The sequence below is a fragment of the Roseovarius aestuariivivens genome, from assembly GCF_004761875.1.
In the GTDB taxonomy this organism is placed as follows: domain Bacteria; phylum Pseudomonadota; class Alphaproteobacteria; order Rhodobacterales; family Rhodobacteraceae; genus Roseovarius; species Roseovarius aestuariivivens.
In genome coordinates, this window is the sequence record NZ_SJEY01000009.1 from 55,610 (window position 1) to 72,056 (window position 16,447).

Below are 16,447 nucleotides of genomic sequence, written 5' to 3' on the forward strand. Positions count from 1 at the left end.
CGCCATCAGATAGGCCGGAGCGCGGGCAATGACCACCCCGCTCAATCCTGAGGGATCGAGAAGAGCTGTCCAGGATAGATCAGGTCGGGGTCGCGGATGCGGTCGCGATTGGCCTCGAAGATCCGCACATATTGAAAGCCGTCGCCGTAATTGCGCCGCGAAATGCCCCAGAGCGTGTAGCCGGGCTGCACGATCACGGCCTGAATGGGCTGGTTGGTAGCGGTGGCGGAAGCGAGCACGTCGTCGGATTCGCGCTTGAAGGGCGTCTCGATCCGCGAGGTGACGTTGCCCTCGGCGTCGACCTCGTCGATGCGCAACGTGTAGATGCCGGTGTCGATCTCGGGCAGATCCGAACGCCAGCGACCATCCTCGGCGATGCGTGAGGTCGTGATGGGCGCGTTGTCGAGATAGACCCGCACGAAGCCATCGCCCACGCCGCGCCCGGCCAGAAGCACATCGCCCTCCTCCGAATACGAGATCGCGTCCAGGGCGACGGTCGCCATGACTTCGGGCCCCGGATCGGTCGCCGGTGCGGGCTGCAGGACCTGAAGCCCCTCGGCATCCGAGAGCAGCACGGCAGCAGGTGCGGCGGGCTCTTGCTTGGCGACGGGGCCGGGTGTTTCGGGTGGCTCTTGCGCCGTCGCCGGTGTTGCCAGGGTTTCGGGGACCTCGACCGCGGGATTTGGCGCCGCGACGGCCTCCGGTGCGGTGCCGTTTTCGGGCGCGCGCAGCGGAGCGATGATGATTTCGCTTTTCGACACGATGTCCGAGCCGTCTTTCGGCGAGCGCATGGCGAGGGTCAGAATGCGGGCCTTCTCGCTGGGGCCAACGGTGACGAACTGGACGAATTCGCCGTTTGCCTCGGGCTGAAAGCGGGCGAGTTCATCGTCATCGAGCCGGATCGCCGTTTCCCATCCCGGCGATGCGCGCCCCGCCACGACCATGCGACCATCGGCATCGAGCAGGAAGGTGCTGACCTTCGGAAGGTCGGGCATGTCGGGCGTATCAGGCGTGGTTTGCGCGGCTGTTTCCGGCGCGGGGTCGGCTGGAGGCGCCAACGCGGCGGGTTGCGCCTCGTCGGTCACAGCGGCCCTATCGGCCGGCGGGGGCGAGGCCGGGCGCAACACAGAGAAATAAAGAAGCCCGCCGACCGCCGCAGCCAGAGCGACGCCCGCGATCACGAGGGGCCCGCCCCCCGATACTCCGGACTGCTTCGTCATCCGTGTCCTTCCGATCCGCGCTTTTCCCATGCGCGGTTGCGAGACTTTATCAACAGCGGGTAGAACGGTCAAAACAACCCTTTTCCCTATCCGGTGAATTCATGGCAACGCATTCCATCTGTGTCTTTTGCGGCTCACGCGCCGGGCGCAATCCGGCCTATGCCGCCGCCGCCGAGTCATTCGGCGCCGCCATCGCCGCGCGGGACTGGCGGCTAGTTTACGGTGCAGGCGATGTCGGGCTGATGGGCACGGTGGCGCGCGCGGCCCAGAATGCGGGGGCCGAAACCTTTGGCGTCATCCCCGACCACCTTGTGAAATGGGAAGTGGGCAAGACGGACCTGACCCGCTACGTCGTCACCGAAACGATGCACGAGCGCAAGAAAGTTATGTTCATGAATTGCGACGCCATCGTGGTTTTGCCCGGTGGCGCGGGATCTCTGGACGAGTTCTTCGAGGTTCTGACCTGGCGCCAGATCGGCCTGCATGAAAAGCCGGTATTTCTATTGAATACCGATGATTACTGGACGCCGTTGATGCAATTGATGAAGCACGTGATCAACGAGGGCTTTGCCGATGCGAGCCTTCTGGACTTCGTGCGCGCCGAAGCAACAGTTCAGGCGCTTTGCGAGAGCCTTGAGCGCGCCTTGTCCTGATGCCAGCGCGACCAGCTGTAGAGCGCCAGCGCGGTCCAGATCATGCCGAAGGCGACCCCGTGCCAAAGGCCAAAGAATTCGTGAAAAACCAGTGTCGCAACAAGGAATTGCAGGGTGGGGTTCAAGTAGGAGAGAAGCCCAACGCTGGCCAGCGCCACCCGGCGCGCGCCATAGCTGAAAAGGATGAGGGGCGTGGCCGTGATCGGGCCTGAGAGCATCAGCAGCCCTGTCTCAGCCCATGACACGCCCAGCGCGTCGCCGCCCTGCAGATGCACCCAGATGAGCAGGCCGACCGCCAGAGGCACCAGCAGGATCGCCTCGGCCGTCACGGAGGTGATCGGGCCGAGATCAAGCCCCTTCTTGAGCATCCCGTAGATGCCGAAGGTGATGCCGAGAATGAGGGAGATCCATGGCGGCACGCCAAGCCCGGCGGTGAGCGTGATGACACCCACTGCGGCGAGGATCACCGCGGCGGTCTGAACCCGGCTAAGCCGTTCGCCAAAGACCAGAAGCCCGAGAAACACGGCGACAAGCGGAAAGATGAAATATCCCAGCGAGGCGTCGAGCGCTTTGCCGATCTGTACCGCGAAGACGAAGGTGAACCAGTTCGCGCCGACCATGAGCGAGGCCAGCACGATGATCGGCAGGTCCCGGCGGCGCGTGAGGGCGGCGAATGGCGCTGTCGCCCTGCCCTGCACGCCCAGAACGATCAAAAAGAACACGGCGGCCCAGATGGTGCGGTGGGCCATCATCTCGATCGCAGGCAAATGCACGAGAAGCTTGTAGAACATGCCAGACAGGCCCCAGATCATGCAGGCGCAGATGATGGCGAGCACGCCACGGGCTGTCGGGGACATCAGGTTCTCCGGAACTGAAAAACCTCCGGGCAGGCCCGGAGGCGCTTCTTTCGCTCTATCGCGGCCCGCAAGCCGGTTCAAGACAGGGCTCAGCCAGAAGCGAGCTCGGACTTGAGCAGTTTTTCAACCTCATCGAGGGGATGGTTGGTAAAATCCTTGTCCACCTCGGCAATGATGCGGCTTTGCACCTCTTTGTGAAAGTGCTGACGCAATTCCCCAAGGGTGTTGGGCGGGGCGCAGACTACAAGACGTTCAAACGCATTCTTGTGGGCGTATTTGTACAGGATATCCGCCAGATCGCTTGCAAAGCGATCCTTGGCCAGCTGGTGCCAATCGGTTTCGTCGAGCGCCGACATCTGCTGAATTCCGGTATCCTGCATGCGGCCCGGGCTATCGGTACCTTGCTCGGAATCGGCGGGATTGTCCTGCTCTTCCTCGCGAACGACATTGAGGTCGGGGTTCATCTCGTCCAGGTCGTTGCGCAGGAAAAGGGCCTTCTCCCCGTCCGCGATCAGGACCCATGTGCCGTGTTTGAGTTCCGTCATCTCAGTCGTCTCCCTCCTTGATGCCGCTGTCGCGCTTGTCCGAGCCTGTGACGCGTGTGGCGCCGGCGGGCTTGGATTTGGCGCGCTTTTCCTCGTCGCGTGTGCCGATCTTGCGTGAGAGCGCGCCGCCCTCACGGCCCTGCTGGCTGATTTCCGTGTCGTCCCCGATGATGTCTTCGGTTTCCTTGCGGCCGTCCTTGGACCTGTGGCGCTCTGCCATGGCACGTTTCCTTCCTATTCTATCATACGTCAGGACAACGCGGGGCAAGTCTTGGCGGTTCCTGAAACAAAAACACCCCCCGGCATGGCCGGAGGGCGTTTCACCTTTAAATAACAAAGGCTTACATGCGCGACGCGACGTTTTCCCAGTTCACGAGCTTGTCGAGGAAGTTCTGTAGATAGGCGGGACGCTTGTTGCGGAAGTCGATGTAGTAGGAATGCTCCCACACGTCGCAGCCCAGAAGCGCGGTCTGACCAAAGCAGAGCGGGTTCACGCCGTTCTCGGTCTTGGTGACTTTCAGGCTGCCGTCCGTGTCCTTCACCAGCCAAGCCCAGCCCGAGCCGAACTGACCCGCGCCAGCGGCGGCGAACTCTTCCTTGAACTTGTCGACCGAGCCGAAGCTTTCGGTCAGGGCTTTTTCCAGCTCACCGGGCATGCCGGTCTGATCCGGGCCCATCATTTCCCAGAACTGGTTGTGATTCCAGTACTGCGAGGCGTTGTTGAAGATGCCGTTCTGGGCGACAGCGCCGGAATCGTAGGTGCCCTTGATGATCTCTTCGACCGACTTGCCTTCCCACTCGGTGCCCGCGATGGCCTTGTTGCCGTTGTCGACATAGGCCTTGTGGTGGATGTCGTGGTGGTATTCCAGCGTCTCGCGGGACATGCCGAGATCGGCAAGCGCGTCGTGCGAATAGGGAAGATCGGGAAGTTCAAAAGCCATATCGGGCCCCCTTGTCTTTCTGTGAATTTCTGCTGTGACAGATGGTAGCGCGGGGCGCGCTAGGTCAAGCCCTTATGGCGTGGGGCTGCCGAGTTTGGACTGTGCGGCGGCGCACGGAACCGCGCGCCGGCCGGCTTAGTCGAAAAGCCCCATGCGCCCCTCGGACCGCGCGGCGTCCTTCAGAAGATCAAAGGCATATTGCGCCACCGAGCGGAAGCAGACCACGTGCACGGTGTCCTCGTCCGTCATCCAGAAGGCCGCAGGGATCTGCGCCATGCGGGTGCGGCGGATCTGGCCGGGAGCAAAGGCGCCGGGCGCCATATCGACCGGGACGAGCTTGGCCATGACCTCGCGCACTGTGGCCCCGTGCAGGCGGAACATGGCGCGGGCGTCCGAGACGTTGACAGCGAGGTGGTGCGTGCCCGAGAGAGCTTTGTCGATTTTCCCGAGCGCGTCGGTGACATCGGCATAGGGCAGCAGCAAAAGCAGCTCGTCAGGTGACATCCACGCTGCACCCCGCCCATCCTTTTGAGCGATCTCGCGGGTGGCGGGAATGGCCACGCCGACGGTGTCCTTGACCGCCTTTTTCAGCTTGGCGGTCCCGAAATCCCCACGCAGGGTGATCATGCCCTGAAGGCCCGATTCCTCGACGCGCACCGCGCCTTCGAAGGCCGCGCCGGGCAATGCGCTGATGGCGTCAGACATTCTGCTTCTCCCCTTCAGGATCGTAGAACACGGGAGAGACGATCTTGGCCTTGATCACGGTACCATCGACCTTGGGGATATCGATGACCTCTCCCATCCGGTCGGGCCCATTGTGGACAAGGCCCATGGCGATGCCGCGCCCGAGCGTGGGCGAGTAATAGCTGGATGTGACGCGCCCCTGCACGTTGCGCTGCCCATTGGCGTTCGTGCCATCGGCCACCGCATAGGCGCCATCGGGCAGGACCGAGCCGTCGGTCGTCTCGAGACCGACCAGCTTCCACCGGTCGGGATTAGCCATGAAGGACCGGGCCTGGGCGCGCTTACCTAGGTAATCGTCCTTTTTCTTGGAGATCGCCCACTCCATGTTCAGATCCTGCGGGATCACGGTGCCGTCGGTCTCGTCCCCGATCATGATGAAGCCCTTTTCGGCGCGCATCACGTGAAGGGCCTCGGTCCCATAGGGCGTGACGGCGAACTCGGCCCCGGCCTCCAAGAGCTTGTCCCAGAGCGCCCGGCCCTGCCCCGCATCCACGGCGATCTCGTAGCTGAGTTCGCCAGAGAACGAGATCCGGTAGGCGCGTGCGGGAATGCCGCCGAGCGTGATGTCGGTCCACGCCATGAAGGGCAGCGCCTCGGCGGAAATGTCATCCTCGGTCAGATTTTCCAGCGTCTTGCGCGCGTTGGGGCCGACGACGGCGATCTGGGCGTATTGCTCGGTCAGGTTGGCGACGTAGACCTTCCAGTCCCACCACTCGCACTGAAGCCAGTCTTCCATGTGGGCGTGGATGTGATCCGCGCCGCCGGTGGTGGTGTGGCAGAGGAACGTATCCTCATCGAGACGCGCGACCACGCCGTCATCCATGAGAAAGCCGTTTTCGGAGCACATCAGGCCATAGCGGCAGCGGCCCGGTTTCAGGGTCGACATCACGTTGGTGTAGAGCATGTCGAGGAACTTGCCCGCGTCGGGGCCTTTCACGACCAGCTTGCCCAGCGTGGAGGCGTCGAGCAGACCGAGGCTGTCGCGGGTCTGCTTGATCTCACGAGCAACGGCGGTCTCGATCGCCTCGCCCGGCATCTTGCGGAAGGTATAGGGGCGGCGCCAGTGGCCGACCGGTTCCCAATAGGCGCCGTTTTCCTCGTGCCAGCCATGCATCGGCGTGCGGCGTAAGGGCTGGAAGATCGGGCCACGCGCCGCGCCTGCGATCGCGCCCATGGAGATGGGCGTGTAGGGCGGGCGGAAGGTTGTGGTGCCCGTCTGCGGGATGGGCTGGTTGAGCGCATCCGACAGGATGGCCAGGCCGTTGATATTGCTGAGTTTCCCCTGATCCGTGGCCATGCCGAGCGTGGTGTAGCGCTTGGCGTGTTCGACGGATTCGAAGCCCTCGCGCGCGGCCAGCTGCACGTCCGATACCTTTACGTCGTTCTGGTAATCGAGCCAGGCTTTGGAGCGCAATTCGTACTTGGCGCCCTGCGGCATGAGCCAGATCGGCGCGATGGCGTTCTCGGACGGGCTGTCGGCCTTGGGCGCGGCGGATTTCTTGGGCTTGTGGCCTGCGGCCTTGGCGGCGGTCTGACCGGCGGCATGGGCATCGGCCACCACATCGGCCAGCCCGAGTGCGCCGTTGGCTGCGCCTGCGACCACAACGAAGGCTTCGCCCGAGGCACCCGTTGGCGCTTTATCCACATCGGGGCGGAACATCGCCTTTTCGTCGTCCCAGATGAGCTTGCCGCCGCAATGGGACCAGAGGTGCACGACCGGCGACCAGCCGCCGGACATGGCGACCGCGTCGCAGGCGATCTCTTCCATGGCGGAGCCTTCGCCCGCCTGCATGCAGATCGCCACGCCGGTCACGCGCCTGCCGCCCTTGACCTTGGCGACGCCCTTGCCCGTCTCGATGCGGATGCCAAGCGCCTTGGCCTCTTCGGTAAGTTGGCTCGCGCCGTGGGGGCGTGCGTCGATGATCGCGGGCACGTCGAGACCCAGCTTTTTCAGGCAAATTGCCGTAAGGTAAGCATCGTCGTTATTGGTCACGACAACGGTGCGGTCGCCGATGGACACGCCGTAATCGACGGCGTAGTCGCGCACGGCAGAGGCCAGCATCACGCCGGGAATGTCGTTGCCGGCAAAGCTGAGCGGGCGTTCGATGGCGCCTGTCGCGGTCACGATCTGAGCGGCGCGGATCCGCCAGAGACGGTGGCGCGGCCCCTTGTCGGCGGGCTGGTGATCGCGAACACGCTCGTAGCCCAGGAGATAGCCGTGATCGTAGACGCCGGCGCCCATGAGCCGCAAACGGAGCGTGACATTGGGCATGTCAGACAACTCTGACAGAATTTCCTCCACCACTTTATCCACAGGCTGGCCGTCCACAGTGCCGCCATCGACCGGGGCACGTCCGCCCCAATGGGCGGTCTGCTCCATCAGCAGAACCTTGGCGCCGGCGCGGCCCGCCTCGCGCGCGGCCAGAAGCCCCGCGATCCCGCCGCCGATCACGACGACGTCGTAGAAGGCGTAGACGTGCTCGTAAGTGTCCGCGTCGCGGTCGCGCGGCGCCTTTCCAAGGCCGGCGGACTGGCGGATGAAGGGCTCGTAGACATGCTTCCACAGAGGGCGGGGATGCATGAACATCTTGTAATAAAAGCCCGCCGGCAGGAAGCGCGCCAGCCGGTTGTTGATCGCGCCCACATCGAATTCGAGGCTGGGCCAGTGGTTCTGAGAGGTGCAGGTCAGCCCGCCGAAAAGCTCGGTCGTGGTGGCACGCTGGTTCGGCTCGAACGTGCCGCCCTCGCCCATGTTGAAGAGCGCGTTGGGTTCCTCGGCGCCCGAGGCGACGATGCCGCGCGGGCGGTGGTACTTGAAGGAGCGCCCGACCATCATCTGGTCGTTGGCCAGAAGGGCAGAGGCGAGCGTGTCGCCCTCGAAGCCCTTGAGGCGCTTGCCGTTGAAGGTGAACTCCAGCGCGCGGCCCTTGTCGAGAAGCCGCCCGCCCGTGGCCAGACGCGTGCTCATGCGAACTCTCTCCAGCTCCAGCCCGGCACCTTGGCCGAGATCCTGTCCCTGATGTCTTTCGGCGGCTCGGTGGTCTGGGCCGAATAGGTGCCATAAACCTCGAGCGTCACGGTGTTGCGCGCGGCGATGAACCACTTGCCGCAGCCATAGACGTGCCGCCAGCGCTCCAGATGCACGCCCTTGGGGTTTTCCTTGGCGAAGAGATAGTCGTGGAATTCGTTATCCGACGAACCCGGACCGAACCGCTTCAGATGCGCTTCGCCGCCCTGGTGGAATTCTGTTTCTTCGCCCGTCACGCCGCAGCAGGGGCAGGTCAGGATCAGCATGGTGCGCACCCTTGGTTGAATATCAAATCTCCAAAGCCCCAAACCACTGTCCCGTAAAGTACAGCAGTAGCTTGCGAGGCGCTCACTCTTTGAGCTTTCTTAGCGTCATTTGCGAAGTCCGTAATGGCCTCGTGGTACGCGCCTATTCCGTCTTGCCCATTCAACTGAGCTTTGGATTGTGCCGCTGCGCCGCGAGACTTTGCGTCATCTTGCAGCCTTTTCCACCATTGCCCACTGCGCCGAGGATCTAGAAAATTCGCAAAAGCTGCTAATCCAACGATGATCGCTCCAGATCTCGAAAACCAATCGTTGGGGGCAAACCAGTCTGCAAAAAAACCGACCACAGAAATGGCAAGGCTGCCTGCGAAGTAGAATCTCCAACTTCGATGCTCGATGAATCTAGATACAGCGTTGTCAATCGGTGGTTCCATCAGTGCGCCACTCCTGCCGCGACCGACTCATCAATGAAGCGGCCCTCGGTGAAGCGGTCGAGGCCGAATTCGGCGCAAAGCGGCGAGTAGCCCTTGGCCATCAGCTCCGCAAAGCCCCAGCCCGAGCCGGGGATGGCCTTGAAGCCGCCGGTGCCCCAGCCGCAGTTGATGAAGCAATTCTCCAGTGGCGTCTTCGAGAGGATCGGCGAGCGGTCGCCGGTGACGTCCACGATCCCGCCCCACTGGCGCAGCATCTTTAGGCGCGAGACCATCGGGAAGGTCTCGATCAGGGCGCGCACGGTTTCCTCGATGTGGTGGAAGGACCCGCGCTGTGTGTAGTTGTTGTAGCCGTCGGTGCCGCCACCGATCACCATCTCGCCCTTGTCAGATTGCGACATGTAGCCGTGCACGGTGTTGGCCATGACGACCACGTCCATGCAGGGCTTGATCGGCTCGGAAACCAGCGCCTGAAGCGCCACGGATTCAATGGGCAGGCGGAAGCCCGCCATGCCCGCCAGGTGGCCCGAATGACCCGCCACGACGATGCCCAGCTTGTCGCAATCGATGTCGCCGCGGCTGGTGGTCACGCCCGCCACCTTGCCGTTCTCGGAGCGGATCCCCGTCACGTCGCATTTCTGGATGACATGCATGCCCATGTCCGAGCAGGCGCGCGCATAGCCCCAGGCCACGGCATCGTGCCGCGCGGTGCCGCCACGCGACTGCCAGAGCCCGCCCAGAACCGGATAGCGGGGCCCGTCGAGGTTGATGATCGGGCAAAGCTCCTTGACGCGGGCAGGCGAGATGAACTCGGTCTTCACGCCCTGCAGGGCGTTGGCATGCGCCGTGCGCTCGTATCCGCGCACCTCGTGCTGGGTTTGCGCGAGCATGATGACGCCGCGGGGCGAAAACATGATGTTGTAGTTCAGATCCTGGCTGAGCGTCTCGTACAGGCTGCGGGCCTTTTCGTACATCGCCGCCGAAGGATCCTGCAGGTAGTTCGAGCGGATGATCGTGGTGTTCCGGCCCGTGTTGCCGCCGCCGAGCCAGCCCTTTTCGAGGATGGCGACGTTTTTCAACCCGTGGTTCTTGCCGAGGTAATAGGCCGTGGCGAGCCCGTGCCCGCCGGCGCCGATGATGATGGCGTCGTATTTCTTCTTCGGCTCGGGTGAGGCCCAGGCGCGTTCCCAGCCCATATGGTGCGACAGGGCCTGACGGGCGACGGCAAAGGCGGAATAACGTTTCATGCGGAGACTCACTCCTTGGGCGGAATCGCGGGCGGCAACTTGTGCCCGGGTATGCGATATCGCGGCCATTTGGAAGATATCCACGGCGGCATCGAAGACACGATTTGCGACATTGCGCGCATGGCTTTTGACCACTTGCCCCTTTTGCTCGGGCGCGGGCGTCGTTAGATGAACCCGGTAAGCGAGGAGGCTTCATGTTTTTCTGGGGACTGGTCGGATTTCTGGCACTGGGCAGCGGCGCCGTTCTGGCGTTGGTTCTTCTGCGCGGACGCACCGGCGATGCGCCGCCCGCGGCCTATGACCTGCAGGTCTATCGCGACCAGCTCAAGGAGGTGGATCGCGACCTTGCACGCGGCTTGATTTCCGAAGACGACGCCGAGCGCACCCGGGCGGAAGTGTCGCGCCGGATCCTGGCCGCCGACACGCAGCTCAAGGAAGGCGGGGACAGCGGCGGACAGCCCAAGACGGTGGGATATCTGACGGCCCTGGCCGTTTTTGCCGGGCTGGGGGCAGGTTCTTTGCTGCTTTATCAGCAGCTGGGCGTGCCGGGATACGACGACGTGCCGCTCGAGGCGCGGATCGCGGCGTCGGAAGACCGCCGCGCCAACCTGCCAAGCCAGGAGGCCCTGGAGGCGCGCATGCCTGCGCCGGAAACGCCGAAGGGGGTGGAAGAGGATTACCTGGAGCTGATGGCGCAATTGCGCGAGGCGGTGGCCGGGCGACCCGGCGACCTGCGCGGTCTGCAGCTTTTGGCGCGAAACGAGGCGGCGCTTGGCAACATGGCCGCCGCGCGCAAGGCGCAGCAGGGCGTGGTCGATCTCAAGGGTGCGGAGGCCACGGCGCAGGACTATGCGCAGCTGGCGGACCTCATGGTGACAGCCGCCGGCGGGCAGGTCTCGGCAGAAGCCGAAGCGGTGTTGCGCGCAACGCTGGAGCGCGATCCGAACGAGCCGCGCGCACGGTATTACCTTGGCCTTTACCTGATGCAGGTGGACCGGCCCGACATGGCGTTTCGCACATGGGACAGACTTTTGCGCGAAAGCACGGCGGACGCGCCCTGGACACCGATCATCCGCAGCCGGATCGAGGAACTGGCGTGGCGCGCCGGGGTGCAGCGGTATGAACTGCCCCCCGAGCCGGGCGCGGAGACCGCGCCGGGTCCATCCGCCGCGGATATCGAGGCTGCAGGCGAAATGTCGGTGGAAGACCGCGCCGGCATGATCCGAGGCATGGTCGCGCAGCTTTCCGCCCGGATCCAGACCGAGGGCGGCAGCCCCGGGGAATGGGCGCGGCTGGTCAATGCCTATGCCGTTCTGGGCGAGGCCGACAAGGCGCGTGCGGCGCTGGCCGAGGCGCGCGAGATTTTCGCCGACAATCCCGAGGCGCTCTCGCTGGTGACCAACGCCGCAAAGCAGGCAGGCCTGTCAGAATGATCCACGAGGAGATCGCCGAATTCGCGCAGGCATTGCCGCGCGGCCGGGCGGTGCTGGGGCTTGATCTTGGGACCAAAACGATCGGCGTTGCCGCCTCGGACGCGCTGTTGTCCTCGGCCAACCCGGTCGAGACGATCAAGCGCCGTAAATTCGGACTGGATGCCGCGCGTTTGCTGGAAATCGCGGGCGGGCGCGAGGCCGGCGGTATCATCCTTGGCCTGCCGCGCAACATGGATGGCAGCGAGGGGCCACGTGCGCAATCCACACGCGCCTTCGCCCGCAATCTGGCAAGCCTCACCGAGCTGCCGATCGCCTTCTGGGACGAGCGGCTGTCGACGGTTGCGGCAGAAAGAGCACTGATCGAGGCTGATATGACCCGAAAGCGTCGTTCCGAGGTGATCGACGCCGTGGCGGCAGCGTATATCCTGCAGGGAGCCTTGGACCGTCTGAGGCATATGAGGGCAGAGACGTGAACGACACCCCGGTTTGGAAACGCGACGAGATCGAAAGCCCCTGCGTGCGCATCTGCGTGGTGCATCCCGAGGCGCGGATCTGTACCGGATGCTATCGCACGCTGGACGAGATCGCGCGCTGGTCCAAGATGAGCGCGGAGGAACGCCGCGACATCATGGCCACCCTGCCCGACCGCGCGCCGCAGTTGCGCAAGCGGCGCGGCGGACGTGCCGCACGTCTGAGCCGCAGCTAGGGCGCCGTCAGCCACTGAGCGCCCGTCTCCGGCCATTCGGGGCGGAAATAGGCGATCATGCGCCCGTCATCCGGCGCCTCGGCGCCGTCGTCCCACGGCGCCACGCCGTGCAGAGCCAGGCGGTGCACGAGATACGCCTCTCCCGGCGCGGCGGTGAGAAGCCGGCGCGGGCAGCTCTCGAACACCTCGCGGCGTGTGGCCTTGTAAATCTCGGTCAGGTCGACCTTGTCCCAATCCGCCGTATCGGTGCCGCCAAGCGCCGCCTCGAAGGCGCGGCGCATGATGTGATGGCTGCCTTCCCAGATGCTGAGCGGGCTGGCACCTGCACCGCTGGCGGTGAGCGGCAGGCCGAGGATATAGGCGTGGCGTTCCAGCAGATAGCGCCGTTTCCCGGGACCGCTGGCCAGCAAGCCGTCCACATGCGCGGCATCGCGCCGGAGCCGGTAGCCGAAGGCGGCCTCACTCTCGCCCGCGCGGGGGCGCGGGTAGCCCGGATAGATGACCGAAACCTGCCCCTTGTGCAGCGGCAGCGTGCCATAGAGCGCGCAGGCCGTTTGCCAGGCGGCCCCATCGAGGGGCGGGCCGTCGGGCAACCGGCCCGAGCTGTCGTTTTGCAACGCATCCACGCCTACGAACCAGGTCCCCTCGCAGACGAGACCTTGCTGCTGGTCGGGGTCGGCGACGCTTTGACGGGCGTGATGACGGGCGTTTTCGGCCCACGCGAGCACCGCCGGCTCGGATGGAAAAGACGCCCAGCCGCGCGCGATCAGATCTTCGCTCACACCATCGCTCCGTTGACCTCTTGCAACGCCTCTTCCACCAGTTCCGGGCCCGCGCCGCGACGGGTTGCGTGTTCCGACAGATGACGCCGCCAGGCCCGCGCGCCGGGTCGCCCGGTGAAGAGCCCAAGCATGTGCCGCGTGACCTGGTGCAGCTTGCCGCCCTGCGATAGGTGCCGTTCGATATAGGGCAGCATGGCCGCCACGGCATCCTCTGCTGTGCGGTCGGGCCCGCCGAGGCCGAAAATCCGGCGATCCGCCTGCCCGAGAATATCCACGGGCCGGTGATAGGCCGCGCGCCCGATCATGACACCGTCAAGCCCGCCTTCGAGCCGCACTTCGGCCTCGTCGAGCGTTTCAAGACCGCCGTTGACCGAGATATGCAGGTTCGGAAAAAGCTGCTTCATCCGGTGCACCAGCTCGTAGTCGAGCGGCGGAATATCGCGGTTTTCCTTGGGGCTCAGGCCCTGCAGCCAGGCCTTGCGGGCATGGATCGCCACGCGTTGGACCCCGGCCGCGACGATCCGCGCCAAGAATTCCGGAAGAATCTCCTCGGGGTCCTGATCGTCCACGCCGATGCGACATTTGACGGTGACCTCCACATCCGTTGCGACGCGCATCGCCGCGCAGCATTCGGCCACCAGACCGGGATCTTTCATCAGCACCGCGCCGAATGTGCCGGATTGGACGCGATCACTGGGACACCCCACGTTGAGATTGATTTCATCATAGACCGCCTGCGCCCCCAGCGTCGCGGCTTGCGCCAACTCCTCCGGGTCGGAGCCGCCAAGTTGCAAGGCCACGGGGTGCTCTTCCGGGTTGTAATCCAGAAGATGCATCGCCCCGCCACGCACAAGCGCCGGAGCTGTCACCATCTCCGTGTAGAGAAGGACTCGCGACGACAACTGCCGATGTAAAAAACGGCAGTGACGGTCGGTCCAATCCATCATCGGAGCGACCGATAGACGCGCGGCCTTGGTGGCTGCGGTGAAGGGCATACGGCAATCTCCTCGGGGCCTCTGGATTTAATGATCTCGCCGTGCGCACCATACGCACACGGCGTCTGGCTTGCCAGCCTACCGCGATCACCGTTCTGAAAGGACGGCCTTTCAAAGCATCAAGCAATTCCGAGACGGCACGTATCTGGTCACGCAGTTGCGTGACCGCCGCCTTCTTGCCATGCACCTCGTCGCGCACGTCACGACTGCATCACGCGGCAGCGGTTTCCGTGATGTCCGCCCAGACAAGTCCGGGGCCATAGCGTGCGTCCACCTTGCCGTTTTTCAGCGTAAAAAGGTGCAGCCAGCCATTGTCGAAAAGTTTGCGGACTTCCGTATGGTGCTTTAGGACCTCAGTGATCGCCTCACGGGGCGCTTCGATCATGACCGACAGCCGCAGTGGGTCATGCATCAGTTTTTCGCCGTCGTGAACGGACTGCCACGGCAGACCCGGCCTGAGACGTCCCGAATTGCCTTCGATCACGCCGATGCCGCCGACGACATTGTGGATAAGCTTGTTGCCCCCGCCGAAGACGTCGGGCATCACCGAAGACCCGTAATACTGTAGACTGATCCAGCTCGCCACGACCACGGGCGCCGTAATGATCAGTTCGAGCGTTCTAAAGTCTTCGTCCGCCTTCCAGTCGTAGCTGTGCAGGAACGCCCGGCCTTCGAGATCCTTGCGCTCTGTCGCGGCGCGTGGCGCCGCGATGAATGCGGCGCAGCCTGCCAGCCCCCATTCGGGCCGGATTTCGGCCCAGTTCAGCGCCCGGTCGGAGACCGTGGTGGGCATGGCCCCGGGCAGGTCGGGCGCCCGTTCTGCCCTCGCGATCTTGCCGGCCTGCCGCAACCAGTTTTTCATCTGGGCGATGTCATCGCCCCGGTCGGCGGGCAGTCCGTCATCGTAGATTGTGATCTCGTCAGTTGTCGTATCATGCAGACCGGCGATGAAGAGCGTGTCGTCCGGGATCGGAATGCCGCGCTCGTCAAGGCCGGCTCTGGTTTCGGGATCGTTCAGGAGAAGCGCCAAAAGTCGCGCCGATACCTCGCCCGTGTATCCGCCGCAGGCGCCGCAATGATATGCACTTTCATGCGGGTTGTTGGTGACCTGCCCGCCGTGTCCAAGAAGCAGCACCATCTCGCCGTGGCCTTTGGTCAGGCTCATTGCGCCCAGAACAGCGGCCGCTGTGTCGGCCTTCGCCTTGGCATCGAGACCGCCGATCACCTGCGGTGCGGGGGAGGTCTTTTTCGACGTCTTCCCGTGACCCAACGCATCCTTGATCAGCTTTCCGGCGTAGAACGGTCCCGCCGCCTCGACGAAGGCGAAGGAGGATACGGCTGCCTGCCGGAACCTACCCCAGGCCCGGATGGTGCGCGCAGCGACGCGGGTCTCCTGCTCATGCTCTGGATCAGCGTGGCTTGTCGTGTGCACTGTCGGATTCAGAAGAACGGGCAAATGGGCCTCTGAGACATCCGAGCCATGCGACATGTGCGCCAGCGGCAGGCCGAAAAAGCCTGCGAACCCGATAGTTTCGATCTTTGAGTCGACGCTTTCCAGCGCCCGGCGGAACACCTCTGAGCGGACGTCGATACAGAAGGCGGCCTGAAGCTTAGGACGGGCGTGGGAGGTTGTTTCTCCATCCAGGGCCGCGATCAACCTGCGTTGATGCGCCCTTTCAGACGCCTCTTGCAGGATCGCGAAGGCAACATCCTGCTCCGAGGCTGCCACGGGTTCGCCATGCGCCGTGACGGTTTCGGCCCACGTATCTGCGATCGACGGCACGTGCGCGAGAAGCGCTTCTTCCCAGATCAGCCGGATCGCCAGAAGATCGGCCAGCGTCCGGTCCGTCCCACCGGCAAGTTCGGCCTGCCAGAGAAGCCAGCGCGCGTGCTGCGACCATCCACCGAGATCCATGTAGAGACGATGAAAGGTCGTTTCGGCCGAGCATGCGTCGAGGCCAAGTGCCTCGGACGCTCTTGCGATTGCGCGCTCCGACGTGTCCGGGGCCGCTGCAACATGGGCGCAAAAGCCTGTCAGGCCGGCGATCTCGGGCGTCAGGTCGTGCGTGGCCCAGGCACGCCACGACGCGAAGGCTTCGGACCCGGGCGTCGGAGACCACAGAGCCTGACCCCGATCGAATTGTCCCGCCGCCCAGACACCGATGGTTTTCTCGATGATGGAGGGCCAATCCGTGCCGGTTGCCCGTGCTGCAAGGTCCGCCACGCTGGGCAGCATGCGGGCTTCGAGGGGCGTCGGGCCGGCGGCAACCGCTTTCAGCGCGGCGAGATCCCGGGGCTTCCGGAGCGACGCGGACGCTGAAAGCGCCGCTTCCAGATCCGCGTCCGTGATCCCGCCGGTTTCGAGCGCGGATGCGAAAGCGTCACTGGCCGGAGTTGCCTGAACGCCGGCAACTCTTTGCAGACGCGCCGACGCGGTCGCGAGGTCTTCGCCGGTCTGGCCCAGAAACGGGTTGACCGCGACGGTTGCCTCCAGCGGAAATGCGGGCGGGATGCGCCGCGCGGCATCTTCGGCGGCTTTCAGGATCGCCGAAACCAGAGAAGGGTCGATCTGCGTGTGCTTCATAAACATGTCAGTCTCCAT

The 16,447-nt window shown here is 64.2% G+C and carries 17 protein-coding genes; 4 read left to right on the forward strand and 13 right to left on the reverse strand.

The genetic code is table 11. The features are described from left to right. Positions 1-41 precede the first annotated feature (41 nt). Entirely contained in the window at positions 42-1,220 is a 1,179-nt protein-coding gene (locus EZV60_RS14770; RefSeq protein WP_135506376.1) for a LysM peptidoglycan-binding domain-containing protein, read from the reverse strand. A 101-nt stretch (positions 1,221-1,321) separates the two neighbouring features. Here EZV60_RS14770 and EZV60_RS14775 point away from each other — a divergent pair, with 101 nt between their 5' ends. Next, a complete protein-coding gene (locus tag EZV60_RS14775) occupies positions 1,322-1,873 on the forward strand; it encodes an LOG family protein (RefSeq protein ID WP_135506377.1) in 552 nt (183 codons plus the stop codon). On the opposite strand, the gene rarD is transcribed toward EZV60_RS14775, so the two are convergent. The 9 genes from rarD to EZV60_RS14820 all read right to left on the reverse strand — a co-directional run bounded on the left by rarD (position 1,834) and on the right by EZV60_RS14820 (position 9,929). Then, positions 1,834-2,730 (reverse strand): EamA family transporter RarD, encoded by an 897-nt coding sequence (gene rarD, locus EZV60_RS14780; protein WP_135506378.1) that lies wholly within the window; start codon positions 2,728-2,730, stop codon positions 1,834-1,836. The two genes, EZV60_RS14775 and rarD, sit on opposite strands and share 40 nt — an antisense overlap. A gap of 89 nt (positions 2,731-2,819) precedes the next feature. After that, complete coding sequence (locus EZV60_RS14785) at positions 2,820-3,275, reverse strand: baeRF12 domain-containing protein (protein WP_135506379.1); 456 nt, start codon at positions 3,273-3,275, stop codon at positions 2,820-2,822. A gap of 1 nt (position 3,276) precedes the next feature. Then, the gene (locus EZV60_RS14790; RefSeq protein ID WP_135506380.1) at positions 3,277-3,495 is read right to left on the reverse strand and encodes a hypothetical protein; all 219 of its coding nucleotides are present in this window, start codon (positions 3,493-3,495) and stop codon (positions 3,277-3,279) included. Between the two features lie 121 nt (positions 3,496-3,616). Beyond that, the gene (locus EZV60_RS14795; RefSeq protein WP_135506381.1) at positions 3,617-4,216 is read right to left on the reverse strand and encodes a superoxide dismutase; all 600 of its coding nucleotides are present in this window, start codon (positions 4,214-4,216) and stop codon (positions 3,617-3,619) included. A 135-nt stretch (positions 4,217-4,351) separates the two neighbouring features. Then, positions 4,352-4,921: a sarcosine oxidase subunit gamma gene (locus EZV60_RS14800; protein WP_135506382.1), complete on the reverse strand. Its 570-nt coding sequence runs from the start codon at positions 4,919-4,921 to the stop codon at positions 4,352-4,354. Next, positions 4,914-7,928 (reverse strand): sarcosine oxidase subunit alpha family protein, encoded by a 3,015-nt coding sequence (locus EZV60_RS14805; protein ID WP_135506383.1) that lies wholly within the window; start codon positions 7,926-7,928, stop codon positions 4,914-4,916. The genes EZV60_RS14800 and EZV60_RS14805 overlap by 8 nt, the downstream gene beginning before the upstream one ends. Continuing rightward, entirely contained in the window at positions 7,925-8,254 is a 330-nt protein-coding gene (locus tag EZV60_RS14810) for a sarcosine oxidase subunit delta (RefSeq protein WP_135506384.1), read from the reverse strand. Before EZV60_RS14810 ends, EZV60_RS14805 begins: the two co-directional genes overlap by 4 nt. Then, positions 8,248-8,685, reverse strand: a complete 438-nt coding sequence (locus EZV60_RS14815) for a hypothetical protein (protein ID WP_135506385.1) — start codon at positions 8,683-8,685, stop codon at positions 8,248-8,250. The genes EZV60_RS14810 and EZV60_RS14815 overlap by 7 nt, the downstream gene beginning before the upstream one ends. Then, the gene (locus tag EZV60_RS14820; RefSeq protein WP_135506386.1) at positions 8,685-9,929 is read right to left on the reverse strand and encodes a sarcosine oxidase subunit beta family protein; all 1,245 of its coding nucleotides are present in this window, start codon (positions 9,927-9,929) and stop codon (positions 8,685-8,687) included. The genes EZV60_RS14815 and EZV60_RS14820 overlap by 1 nt, the downstream gene beginning before the upstream one ends. 194 nt (positions 9,930-10,123) lie before the next feature. Between EZV60_RS14820 and ccmI the strand changes: the two genes are divergently transcribed. The 3 genes from ccmI to EZV60_RS14835 are packed head-to-tail and all read left to right on the forward strand — an operon-like array spanning position 10,124 to position 12,068. Beyond that, positions 10,124-11,362, forward strand: coding sequence for a c-type cytochrome biogenesis protein CcmI (ccmI, locus tag EZV60_RS14825; RefSeq protein ID WP_135506387.1), 1,239 nt, complete (start codon positions 10,124-10,126; stop codon positions 11,360-11,362). Next, positions 11,359-11,835 carry a Holliday junction resolvase RuvX gene (ruvX, locus tag EZV60_RS14830; protein WP_135506388.1) on the forward strand — a complete coding sequence of 159 codons (477 nt, stop codon included), beginning with the start codon at positions 11,359-11,361 and terminating at the stop codon, positions 11,833-11,835. Before ccmI ends, ruvX begins: the two co-directional genes overlap by 4 nt. Continuing rightward, the gene (locus EZV60_RS14835) at positions 11,832-12,068 is read left to right on the forward strand and encodes a DUF1289 domain-containing protein (RefSeq protein WP_135506389.1); all 237 of its coding nucleotides are present in this window, start codon (positions 11,832-11,834) and stop codon (positions 12,066-12,068) included. Before ruvX ends, EZV60_RS14835 begins: the two co-directional genes overlap by 4 nt. Here the strand turns inward: EZV60_RS14835 and EZV60_RS14840 are convergent. The 3 genes from EZV60_RS14840 to EZV60_RS14850 all read right to left on the reverse strand — a co-directional run bounded on the left by EZV60_RS14840 (position 12,065) and on the right by EZV60_RS14850 (position 16,435). Next, positions 12,065-12,850 carry a hypothetical protein gene (locus EZV60_RS14840; protein ID WP_135506390.1) on the reverse strand — a complete coding sequence of 262 codons (786 nt, stop codon included), beginning with the start codon at positions 12,848-12,850 and terminating at the stop codon, positions 12,065-12,067. The two genes, EZV60_RS14835 and EZV60_RS14840, sit on opposite strands and share 4 nt — an antisense overlap. After that, on the reverse strand, positions 12,847-13,845 hold the full coding sequence (dusA, locus tag EZV60_RS14845; protein WP_135506391.1) for a tRNA dihydrouridine(20/20a) synthase DusA: 999 nt from the start codon (positions 13,843-13,845) through the stop codon (positions 12,847-12,849). Before dusA ends, EZV60_RS14840 begins: the two co-directional genes overlap by 4 nt. Before the next feature lie 211 nt (positions 13,846-14,056). Then, on the reverse strand, positions 14,057-16,435 hold the full coding sequence (locus tag EZV60_RS14850; RefSeq protein WP_135506392.1) for a YbcC family protein: 2,379 nt from the start codon (positions 16,433-16,435) through the stop codon (positions 14,057-14,059). Positions 16,436-16,447: the final 12 nt, after the last annotated feature.

Coding starts and splice junctions, on each gene's coding strand:
- EZV60_RS14815 (WP_135506385.1), bottom strand. CDS start 8,685: ATGGAACCACCGATTGACAACGCTGTATCTAGATTCATCGAGCATCGA.
- EZV60_RS14790 (WP_135506380.1), bottom strand. CDS start 3,495: ATGGCAGAGCGCCACAGGTCCAAGGACGGCCGCAAGGAAACCGAAGAC.
- EZV60_RS14785 (WP_135506379.1), bottom strand. CDS start 3,275: ATGACGGAACTCAAACACGGCACATGGGTCCTGATCGCGGACGGGGAG.
- EZV60_RS14820 (WP_135506386.1), bottom strand. CDS start 9,929: ATGAAACGTTATTCCGCCTTTGCCGTCGCCCGTCAGGCCCTGTCGCAC.
- ruvX (WP_135506388.1), top strand. CDS start 11,359: ATGATCCACGAGGAGATCGCCGAATTCGCGCAGGCATTGCCGCGCGGC.
- EZV60_RS14795 (WP_135506381.1), bottom strand. CDS start 4,216: ATGGCTTTTGAACTTCCCGATCTTCCCTATTCGCACGACGCGCTTGCC.
- dusA (WP_135506391.1), bottom strand. CDS start 13,845: ATGCCCTTCACCGCAGCCACCAAGGCCGCGCGTCTATCGGTCGCTCCG.
- EZV60_RS14850 (WP_135506392.1), bottom strand. CDS start 16,435: ATGTTTATGAAGCACACGCAGATCGACCCTTCTCTGGTTTCGGCGATC.
- EZV60_RS14810 (WP_135506384.1), bottom strand. CDS start 8,254: ATGCTGATCCTGACCTGCCCCTGCTGCGGCGTGACGGGCGAAGAAACA.
- EZV60_RS14775 (WP_135506377.1), top strand. CDS start 1,322: ATGGCAACGCATTCCATCTGTGTCTTTTGCGGCTCACGCGCCGGGCGC.
- EZV60_RS14805 (WP_135506383.1), bottom strand. CDS start 7,928: ATGAGCACGCGTCTGGCCACGGGCGGGCGGCTTCTCGACAAGGGCCGC.
- EZV60_RS14800 (WP_135506382.1), bottom strand. CDS start 4,921: ATGTCTGACGCCATCAGCGCATTGCCCGGCGCGGCCTTCGAAGGCGCG.
- EZV60_RS14770 (WP_135506376.1), bottom strand. CDS start 1,220: ATGACGAAGCAGTCCGGAGTATCGGGGGGCGGGCCCCTCGTGATCGCG.
- ccmI (WP_135506387.1), top strand. CDS start 10,124: ATGTTTTTCTGGGGACTGGTCGGATTTCTGGCACTGGGCAGCGGCGCC.
- rarD (WP_135506378.1), bottom strand. CDS start 2,730: ATGTCCCCGACAGCCCGTGGCGTGCTCGCCATCATCTGCGCCTGCATG.